Origin of the sequence: Streptomyces sp. I05A-00742, from assembly GCF_013055795.1 — a bacterium.
Lineage (GTDB): Bacteria > Actinomycetota > Actinomycetes > Streptomycetales > Streptomycetaceae > Streptomyces.
This window is the reverse complement of sequence record NZ_JABETO010000007.1, coordinates 224,415-234,105: the sequence shown is the minus strand read 5'-3', so window position 1 is coordinate 234,105 and position 9,691 is coordinate 224,415. Positions and strand designations below refer to the sequence as shown.

The window sequence follows — 9,691 nt, the reverse complement described above, 5'->3', positions numbered from 1 at the left end:
GCACCCGGGGGCCGGGCGGCGTCGCCGGGCCGGGCGTCCGGTGGGCGGGCGGCGGACCGGGCGCGCCGGCGGCCGACTCGCGGAAGAGGGTGTCGAACTCGACGGGCGGGGTGCGCTCGCCCGCGCCGGCCGAGGGCGCGCCCTGGGCGGGCGGCAGGTACTGGGTCGCAGCTCCCTCGGAGGGAGACCCCGCGGGGGCCGCGCCGGAAACCGGCGGCAGGTAGCGCGTGGACGCCTCGTCCGGGGCGGACGGGTTTCCCGTGCCCCCCGGGCTTCCCGTGCCTCCTGGGTTTCCCGTGACTCCCGGGACGGGCGGGAGGTACTGCGTGGCGGCCGCCGGGTCCTGCCCCCCGGCCGAGGGCGCGCCCTGAGCCGGCGGCAGATACTGGGTCGCAGCTCCCTCGGAGGGAGAGCCCGCGGGGGCCGCGCCGGGAATCGGCGGGAGGTACTGGGTGGCGGCGGAGTCCACCGGGGCGCCGGAGGCGGGCGGGACCGGAGGGAGGTACCGCGTCGCCGCGCCATCCGCGGGCGCGGGGGCCGCCGAGCCCTGGACCGGAGAGAGGTACTGCGTCGCGGCGCCGTCCCCGGGCGCGGCGGCCGACGGGCCCTGGACGGGCGGGAGGTACTGGGTCGCCGGGTCGCCCGAGGCGCCCGCGCCGCCGGCGGCCACGGGCGGCAGGTACTCCGGCACCGCGGAGTTGGCGCCGGGCGCCGGGGGCCGGTCCGGCTCCGCAGGAGCGGGGAGGGGCGTCCGCGCCGCCAGGCCCTGCGGCGGTACGGGGGTCGGCATCGCACCACGCCCATCCGATATGCCGGATATTCCCGGTATTTCACCGTTACCCGGGCGCACCGGCGGAAGGTATCGCGTCGCCGCACCCGCGGCGTCGGCAGCCGGCGCGTCGTCCCGTACGCCCCGCGCGTACGGCGGGGGCGGGAGCGGGGCGCCCGGCATCGGGCCCGCGCCCACCGGCGGGAGGTACCGCGTCGCCTCGGAGCCGTCCGGCGTCGCCGGGGAGGCGTGAGGAGGCATCTCCGGGGGCAGCGGCGTCCGTTGCGCCCCGGACGGACCCCACGGCTCGCCCCACGGCTGTCCCGGGGGCGGCGGCGCCTGCTCGTCCCCCGGGTGGGCCGGCGCCGGGCGGGAGGGCAGCACGACGCCCTCGTGCGCGGGCGGGGCCGCAGGGAGCTGCGGCTCGTTTCCCTGTCCGCTCTGCGTCACCGGGACTCCTCATGCTGTGCGGGTACGGCCAGCGGCTCACGCTACCCGGTGACCTGACGGCAGGCCACGCGCGGTGGTTGGGGCGGAAGCCCCCCGGCCCCCGCCCGCCCGGCCGTTTCCCGCACGGACCGCGTCCCTCCGGTGCCGGACGGGCCCGAGGACCCGCCCGGCACCGGGGGAACAGCACGGCAACCCCTCTCCCCCTACGCCGCCTGCATCTCCATCCGCGCCCCGAAGTCCCGCACCATCGGCTCGTCCCGGTACGGCTGGAGGCGCTGCTGGAAGTCCTCCAGGTACTCCACGCCCCGGTTCGAACGCAGCGTGCCGAGGAGCTCCAGCGCCCGGGTGCCCGTCACACAGGCCTCCTCCACCTCACGCTGCTGCACATGCGCGGTGGCGAGCAGCAGCATGCCGATGGCCCGGCGGCGCACCCGGCCCTCCGGGTGGTTGGCCAGGGCGTCCTCCGCGTGCCGCCGCGCCGGTTCGGCCTGGCCCAGGTCGCGGTGACAGTGGGCCAGTTCGTCGGAGAGGTACGCGCGGTCGAAGTGCCGGATCCACGGCGGATCGTCACCGGAATCCGTTCCTCCGTCGGCCTGTTCGAGCTTGGTGACGGCCTTGGCCGCGACCGTCTGACAGGACCGGGCGTCGCCGAGCAGCGCGTGGCCGCGCGCCTCGGCGGCGTAGAACATCGCCTCGACCCGTGGCGTGACCTGCCCGCGCGCGCCCTCCTGCGCCGCCTTCGCCAGCTGGGCGATCTCGCGCGGGTTGCCGAGGGACGCGGCGAGGTGGCTCATGCTGGCGGCGAGGACGTAGCCCCCGTAGCCGCGGTCGCCCGCGGCCTGGGCGAGCCGCAGGGCCTGGATGTAATAGCGCTGGGCGAGGCCCGGCTGTCCCGTGTCGACGGCCATGTAGCCCGCCAGTTCGGTCAGCCGTGCGACGGCGGCGAAGAGGTCGCGGCCGACCGCCTCCCGGTACGAACCCGCCAGCAGCCCCGAGACGACGCTGTTGAGGTAGTGGACGACGACGGGACGGACGTGCCCGCTGCCGTACCGGTGGTCGAGCTCGACGAGGGCGTCCGTGGTGGCGCGGACGGCCTCGACGTCCGAGATCCCCACCCGGGCGCCCGCGCTCCGCGCGACCTGCGGGTCGGCCCCGGTGATCAGCCAGTCGCGGCTGGGCTCGACCAGCGCGGAGGAGGCCACCGAAGTGCCGCTGAGGAAGTCCCGGCGGCCGACGTCGCTCCGCCACAGCTCGCAGACCTGCTCGATCGCCCCCATGACGGTCGGGGAGAACTGAAGGCCCACGCCCGAGGCGAGGTTCTTGCCGTTGGCCATGCCGATCTCGTCGATCGTGACGGTCCGGCCGAGCTTGCGGCCGAGCGCCTCGGCGATCACGGCCGGGGCGCGCCCTCGGGGCTGCTGACCGCGCAACCAGCGGGCCACGGACGTCTTGTCGTAGCGGAGATCAAGGCCGTGCTCGGCGCCGCACATGTTGACGCGGCGCGCCAGTCCGGCGTTGGAGCAGCCGGCTTCCTGAATGAGCGCCTGCAGCCGTTCGTTCGGCTGCCGCGCGACGAGTGGCCGTGCGGCCATCTGTACCCCCTGAGACTGCTATCCGTTCGCGAAGTCCTTCGCGAAGTGCGGAGAAGCTGAGACAGCTGAGAGCGCCTTCCTCTGCGATCTTTCCCCCCAATGTCCCGAGAATGCCGGACTTTCCCGTATTGATGCCAGAGCGTTGGTGAATGCGTCGGCTGTGCCGGCTTCCGCCTCGCAGGTGGCTACCCCTTTGCCGGGGCGAAGCCGCCTCTGCGCCCCCGCACATGCATCCGTGCGCCCCGTGTGCTGATCCCCGCCGGGGACATGGACCCAGGTGGCGGCCCGTAACCCCTGGTGACAAGGGGAGTTGTGATGAACGTGGAAGAGACGATCGGAGTAGGGACCCCGCGCATTCCCCAACAACGCGGCGAGCGCGTGCTCGACGCCGCGGTGCGATATGCGGAGGAGCGGCACTGGGACGTTTTCGCAGGCACCTGGCTGGAGGCCGTGGACGGGTGGGAGCGCTGCTCCTGCGGCGATCTCGACTGCCCCGCCCCCGGCGCCCACGCGGCCCGGCCGGACTGGGCCACACAGGCCACCGGCAGCGCGGTGGGCGCGCGCCGGATGTGGGCGAAACACCCGGCGGCCTCGGTCCTGCTGCCGACGGGGCGCACGTTCGACGCCCTGGACGTCTCCGAGTCGGCCGGCTGCCTGGCGCTGGCCCGCATGGAGCGGATGGGGATCGAGCTGGGGCCGATCACCAGTACCCCGTTCCGCCGGATGCTCTTCTTCGTCCTCCCGGGAGGTGCGCTCAAGGTCGCGGACGCGGCCCGCAAACTGGGCTGGCGGCCGTCCTCACTGGACCTGGTCGCGCGGGGCGAGGGCGACTACGTGGTGGCACCACCCAGCCGGGTGGGCAACCGCGGCGCCGTACAGTGGGCACGCCAGCCCACCGCCGCCAACCGCTGGCTCCCTGACGCGGAGGAGCTGGTCAGCGCCCTCGCCTACGCGTGCGGCGGACAGTCCGCCGAGGTGCGCGCCCGCTAGCCGCCGGGTGCCGTCCCGGCGCCTGCCGGGACGATCGTCCCGCGAAAGTCGTTGACGTTTGTCACCTGCGCCCGCGACCGGCCGACCCTAGGCTGATTGGCGGGGGCGGGTTCTGCCGTCCCCGGGTACCACCAGGAACGAGGGATGGCAGTGGGACGGGAAGCGACATCCGCGGCCGTACGGATAGAGGGGCTCTGGAAGCGCTTCGGCGAGCAGGTCGCGGTCGCCGGAGTGGACCTGGAGATACCCGCCGGGCAGTTCATCGGGCTCGTCGGGCCGAACGGGGCGGGCAAGACCACGACGCTGTCGATGGTGACGGGCCTGCTCCGGCCGGACTCCGGCCGGGTGGAGATCGTCGGCCGCGACGTCTGGGACGATCCGGCCGCGGCGAAGTCCGTGATCGGCGTGCTGCCCGAGGGGCTGCGGATGTTCGAGCGGCTGTCGGGGCGGGAACTCCTCGCCTACACCGGGCGGCTGCGGGGGCTGCCCGGTGACGAGGTGGACCAGCGGGCCACCCAGCTCCTGGACGTACTCGACCTCGCGGGGGCGCAGCACAAGCTCGTCGTCGACTACTCGACCGGCATGCGCAAGAAGATCGGCCTGGCGTCGGCACTGCTGCACAACCCCGAAGTCCTCTTCCTGGACGAGCCGTTCGAGGGTGTGGACCCGGTCTCGGCGCAGTCCATCCGACAAGTGCTGGAACGTTACACCGCCTCCGGCGCCACGGTCGTCTTCTCCAGTCACGTCATGGAGCTGGTGGAGTCCCTGTGCTCCTGGGTCGCCGTTCTGGCCGCGGGCCGCATCCGCGCGCACGGCACCCTGGCGGAGGTCCGGGGGGAGGCGCCCAGCCTTCAGGACGCCTTCCTCGATCTCGTGGGGGCCCGGGCCCTGTCCGAGGGCCAGAACCTCGACTGGCTGGGCGGCGTCCGATGAGCACCACCACATCGGCCCCGCTGCTCTCCCTGGTACCGGTCTTCGCCCGGCTGAAGCTGACCCTGCTGCGCAACGGCCTGCGCCAGTCGACCAAGCGCAAGGCCGTCTTCATCATCTCCATCGTCCTCGTCGCCCTGCTCGCCGCGCTCCAGCTGCTCGGCCTGGCGGCGCTGCGCGGCCACGAGCACGCCGCGGCGCTCGTCGTGCCGCTGGCGGCGCTGCTCGCCCTGGGCTGGGCGGTGATGCCGCTGTTCTACCCCGGCGGTGACGAGACCCTGGACCCGACCCGGCTGGCGATGCTGCCCCTGCGCCCCGCCCCCTTGGTCGCGGCCCTGCTGGCCAGCTCGCTGATCGGCATCGGCCCGGCGTTCACGCTGGTGATCCTGGTGGGTTCGGTCGTCGCGACGGCGCACGGGGGCGCGGCGTTCGCGCTCGCCGTCCCGGCGGTGCTGCTGACGCTGCTGGTCTGCGTGGCGCTGACCCGGGCGATAGCGACTGCGAACATCCGACTCCTGTCGAGCCGCAAGGGGCGCGACCTCGCCCTGCTGAGCGGCGTGATCATCGGCGTGGGCGCGCAGGTCGTCAACCTGGCGCTGCAGAAGCTCTCCAGCTCCGGTCTGGCCAAGCTGGAACCGGTGGCGGACGTGACGCGCTGGATCCCGCCGGGCTCGGCGATGGACGCGGTCCGGGCGGCGGGCGAGGGCGAGTACGGTCTCGCCGCGGCGGAACTCGCCCTCACGGCCGCCCTGCTGGCGGCCCTGATGTTCTGGTGGCAGCGGACCCTCACCAAGGTCATGACCTCGCCCGACTCCTCGACCATCGCCGTCGCGGAGCCCGCGAAGGAGCGCGGCGGCGCCGGTACGGGCCTGGCGCGGCTGCTGCCCGCCGGCCGGACGGGCACGGCCGCCCAGCGCTCGCTGCGATACGCCTGGCGCGACCCCAAGACCAAGATGACCTGGGGTTCGACGCTCGGGATCGGTCTCGCCATCCCGCTCATCAACGTCGTGCAGGGCGGCAACAGCCTGTACTCCGCGTTCATCGCGGTCGTCATGGTGACCAGCCTGATGTTCAACCAGTTCGGCCAGGACGGCTCGGCCTTCTGGATGGTGCTCCAGACGATCGGCTCGCCGCGCGAGGCCGCCGCCGAACTGAAGGGGCGCACCCTGGCGTTGGCGCTGATCACGGCGCCCTACCTGATGCTGCTCATCATCTGCCTGGCGGTGCTCACGGGCCGGTGGGACCAGTTCCCCGAGATGATGGGGATGTGCCTGGCCATGCTGGGCGGCCTCCTGGGCACGGGCGCGGTGGCCTCGGTGCAGTTCCCCTACTCCATTCCGCAGGACCACGCGTTCAAGAACATCGCCCCCGGCCAGACGGGCATCGCCTGGCTCGGCACGCTCTGGTCGCTGGCGGGGGTGGCGGTGTGCGCGCCGCTGGTCGCCCTCACGGTCTGGCTGCACCAGTCGGACGGGCACGGCCTGCTGTGGATCGTGCTGCCGCTCGGGATCGCCTACGGACCCCTGATGGCCTGGGCGGGACTGCGGTTCGCCGCGGCGCGGATGACGCCGCGGCTGCCGGAGATCCTGACCGCGGTGAGCAGGGGGTAGCGGACGCACGGGCGGGTCTCCCGCCGGCCGGCCCCGGGCATTGTCAGTGCCCGGGGCTACGGTGTGTTCATGGACATCACGCAGCGTTACTGTCCGTGCCGCGCCATGCCTCCGGGCGGCGGCCGGTTACCGCTCCCTTCCGACGGGCGGCCTCCCGGCGGGCGGCCTCCCGGCGGGCGGCCTCCCGAGGGACGGTCTCCCTGGGGACAGCCTCCCTGGGGACGGCATAGGTCAACGGGCCCCCGCCGCACGGAGCGCCGGGTGCACGGGCCCCGCCGAGGCGGTGGCCGAGCGGCCGGCGGCGAACCCCGCGCGGAGGGTGGGAAGGATCTCGCCGAAGAGGTCGAGCTGCTCCAGCACGGCCTTGAGCGGCATCCCGCCCGGGTCCAGCGAGAACAACTGACGCTGGTAGTCGCCGAAGTTCCCGCGGAACGACAGCGTCTTGTCGATGACCTGCTGCGGGCTGCCCACCGTCAGCGGTGTACGGGCGGCGACCTCCTCCAGCGACGGGGCGCCCCGGTAGACGGGGGCGTTCTCGAAGTACGGACGGAACTCCCGTATCGCGTCCTGCGAGTCCTTCCGCATGAACACCTGTCCGCCGAGGCCGACGACGGCCTGGTCGCGGCTGCCGTGGCCATGCTGCTCGAAGCGGTCGCGATACAGCTCGACGAGCTCGACGAAGTGCTCCCCGGGCATGAACAGGTGGTTGGCGAAGAACCCGTCCCCGTAGTACGCCGCCAGCTCGGCGATCTCACGGCTGCGCACCGACCCGTGCCACACGAACGGCGGGACGCCGTCCAGCGGGCGGGGCGTGGAGGTGAAGCCCTGGAGCGGAGTGCGGAAACGGCCGTGCCAGTCGACGGCCTCCTCACGCCACAGCCGGTGCAGCAGCGTGTAGTTCTCGACGGCGAGAGGGATCCCGTCGCGGACGTCCTTGCCGAACCACGGGTACACCGCGGCGGTGTTGCCCCGCCCCGTCATCAGGTCGACGCGTCCGCCCGCGAGGTGCTGGAGCACCGCGTAGTCCTCGGCGACCCTGACCGGGTCGTTGGTGGTGATCAGGGTGGTGGACGTGGACAGGATGATCCGTTCGGTCCGCGCGGCGATGTAGCCGAGCAGGGTGGTGGGCGACGACGCCACGAAGGGCGGATTGTGGTGCTCACCGGTGGCGAAGACGTCGAAACCGACCTCTTCCGCCTTCTCCGCGATGGCGGCCATCATCATGAGCCGCTCGCGCTCGGTCGGGGTGCGGCCGGTGGCCGGGTCGGTCCTGACGTCGCCGATGGTGAAGACTCCGAACTGCATCGGTCTCGTACTCCTCGGAATGGTTCATGGTGGGACAGGTCGAAGGCCATGCTCGGCCGGGTCCTGCCGGGGCGAAAGGGGTTCCGGGGGACGAGTGTTCGCTGTGGGCCGAGGCGGACGGGGCTGCCGCCCGTGGCGGCACCGGTGCCGGACGTTCGGTGGCCGCGCCGCACGCCGGACGGCCTCCGGCGGGACGGGCGCCCGTCGGCGTCGTGGGCCGGGCGGCTCCGGGGAGCGTTGCGGTGTGGAGGCGGGCGCGGCGCCGGTCCCGGCCGCCGGTTCGCGCGGGCCGCCGAGCAGGGTCAGGCCCAGCACCGCGACGACGAACAGCGCGGCGGAGATGATCAGGCACAGGTGGACGGCGTCGAGGAAGGCCGCGGTGCGGCGTTCGGCCGGCGCGCCCTCGGTCCTGCCGGCGAGGGCGGCGCCCAGGACGGCGGGGCCCAGCGCGCCGCCGACCTGCCGCAGGGAGCTGTCGGCGCCCCCGCCGTCGGCGACGGCGGTGGCGGGGGCGGGGGCGGCGACGGCGGGGGCGGTTCAGGCCGCGGCAGCGGCGGTGGCCGCGGCCACCGCCGGTTCCCGTTCCGTCAGGGACCAGGCCGCCGGGAGTTCCTCCGCCGACTCCACGTAGCCGTCCGGGCGGACGAGCAGGGCCGTGCGGACGGCGTCGGTGCGGGTGACGGTGAGGGCGTCGGCGGGTGCCGCCGTGGCGTCCGGGTGGGCGCCGCGCGGCAGGACGCGGACGTACGTACCGGCGCGCAGCGCCTCGTAGAGGCGGGTGGGCCCGGTGCCGTCCTCGACGAGCGGCAGGTCGGGGGCGCGGCGGCCGGTCAGCGGGTGGGAGCCGGGAGGCGCCGGGTAGGCGATCGCGAGACCGGAGACAGTGAGGGCGACGCGGCGGCCGACGGCCGGCGCGAAGCGCAGGGCGCGGGCGGCCGTGTTACGCACGCCCCGGGCCACGGGCGAGTCGAGCAGAACGGCGCGGACGAGGGCACCGCTGAGGCGCAGGACCTGCTCGCCGACCGGGTGCCGCTCGGTGTGATAGCTGTCCAGGAGGGTGTCCCCGGCCCGGCCCCGGAGCACGGCGGCGAGCTTCCAGCCCAGGTTGGCGGCGTCCTGGAGACCGGCGTTCATGCCCAGGCCGCCGGCGGGCGAGTGGACGTGCGCGGCGTCGCCGGCCAGGAAGACCCGGCCGTCGCGGTAGCGGGGCACCTGGCGCTCGTCGCTGTGGAAGCGCGAGGTCCAACGGGCGTCGCGCATACCGAAGTCGGTGCCGAGGACGGCGCGGGTGACGTCCTTGAGCTCGTCGAGGTCGACGGGGGCGTCGGTGGGCAGCCGGGTGCCGCGCCGCCAGGCGATGACCCGGAACCAGCCGTCGCCGAAGGGGACGACGAACGCGAACCCCTCGGCGCCGCCCCCGAAGGCGGGCACGTCCTGCGGGGCGGCGTCCAGCCGCACGTCGGCGAGCATCACGGAGTCGAGGACGGCCCGCCCCGGGAAGGGCATGCCGATCGCCCGCCGCACGGTGCTGTGCACGCCGTCGGTACCGACGGCGTACCGGGCCCGCAGCGTGCGGGCGGTGCCGTCGGCCTCCTCGACGTCCACGTCGACGCCCTCGGCGTCCTGTCGCAGACCGGTGCACTTCACACCGCGCCGGATGTCGGCGCCGGCCGCGACGGCCCGCTCCTCCAGAAGGTGTTCGACGTGGTACTGCGGGGTCATCAGGACGCCCGGGAAGCGGGTGGCCAGCCGGCCGAGGTCGAGGGCGGTCCGGCCGTAGAGCTGCACCCCGCCCACCAGGTGGCCCGTGGCGATCAGCGGTTCGGCGAGTCCCCGGGCGTCGAACGCCTCCAGGGTGCGGGCGTGGACGGCGAAGGCCCTGGTGAGGTTGGACTCCCGGCCCCGCCGTTCCAGCAGGGTGACGCGGATGCCCGCTGCCGCGAGGTCACCGGCCAGGAGGAGGCCCGTGGGGCCGGCGCCTACGACGAGGACGTCCGTGGGGAAGGCGGTGCGAGCGGACATGACGGACACCTCCGGCTTTGGTT

6 protein-coding genes and 1 pseudogene are annotated in these 9,691 nt (G+C 74.2%); 3 read left to right on the top strand and 4 right to left on the bottom strand.

The features are described from left to right. Positions 1-790, bottom strand: a pseudogene (locus HN013_RS10125) (hypothetical protein); the annotation flags it as partial. A 632-nt stretch (positions 791-1,422) separates the two neighbouring features. Beyond that, a complete protein-coding gene (locus HN013_RS10120; protein ID WP_171165297.1) occupies positions 1,423-2,811 on the bottom strand; it encodes a transcriptional regulator in 1,389 nt (462 codons plus the stop codon). A gap of 315 nt (positions 2,812-3,126) precedes the next feature. Here HN013_RS10120 and HN013_RS10115 point away from each other — a divergent pair, with 315 nt between their 5' ends. The 3 genes from HN013_RS10115 to HN013_RS10105 all read left to right on the top strand — a co-directional run bounded on the left by HN013_RS10115 (position 3,127) and on the right by HN013_RS10105 (position 6,341). Then, positions 3,127-3,801: a bifunctional DNA primase/polymerase gene (locus tag HN013_RS10115; RefSeq protein WP_171165295.1), complete on the top strand. Its 675-nt coding sequence runs from the start codon at positions 3,127-3,129 to the stop codon at positions 3,799-3,801. A gap of 144 nt (positions 3,802-3,945) precedes the next feature. Continuing rightward, positions 3,946-4,734: an ABC transporter ATP-binding protein gene (locus HN013_RS10110; RefSeq protein WP_171165293.1), complete on the top strand. Its 789-nt coding sequence runs from the start codon at positions 3,946-3,948 to the stop codon at positions 4,732-4,734. Beyond that, a complete protein-coding gene (locus HN013_RS10105) occupies positions 4,731-6,341 on the top strand; it encodes a transporter (protein ID WP_171165291.1) in 1,611 nt (536 codons plus the stop codon). The genes HN013_RS10110 and HN013_RS10105 overlap by 4 nt, the downstream gene beginning before the upstream one ends. Positions 6,342-6,572: 231 nt before the next feature. On the opposite strand, the gene HN013_RS10100 is transcribed toward HN013_RS10105, so the two are convergent. Beyond that, positions 6,573-7,646: a CE1758 family FMN-dependent luciferase-like monooxygenase gene (locus HN013_RS10100; protein ID WP_171165290.1), complete on the bottom strand. Its 1,074-nt coding sequence runs from the start codon at positions 7,644-7,646 to the stop codon at positions 6,573-6,575. Positions 7,647-8,183: 537 nt separating this feature from the next. After that, positions 8,184-9,668, bottom strand: a complete 1,485-nt coding sequence (locus HN013_RS10090) for an FAD-dependent monooxygenase (protein WP_171165288.1) — start codon at positions 9,666-9,668, stop codon at positions 8,184-8,186. Between the last annotated feature and the right edge of the window lie 23 nt (positions 9,669-9,691).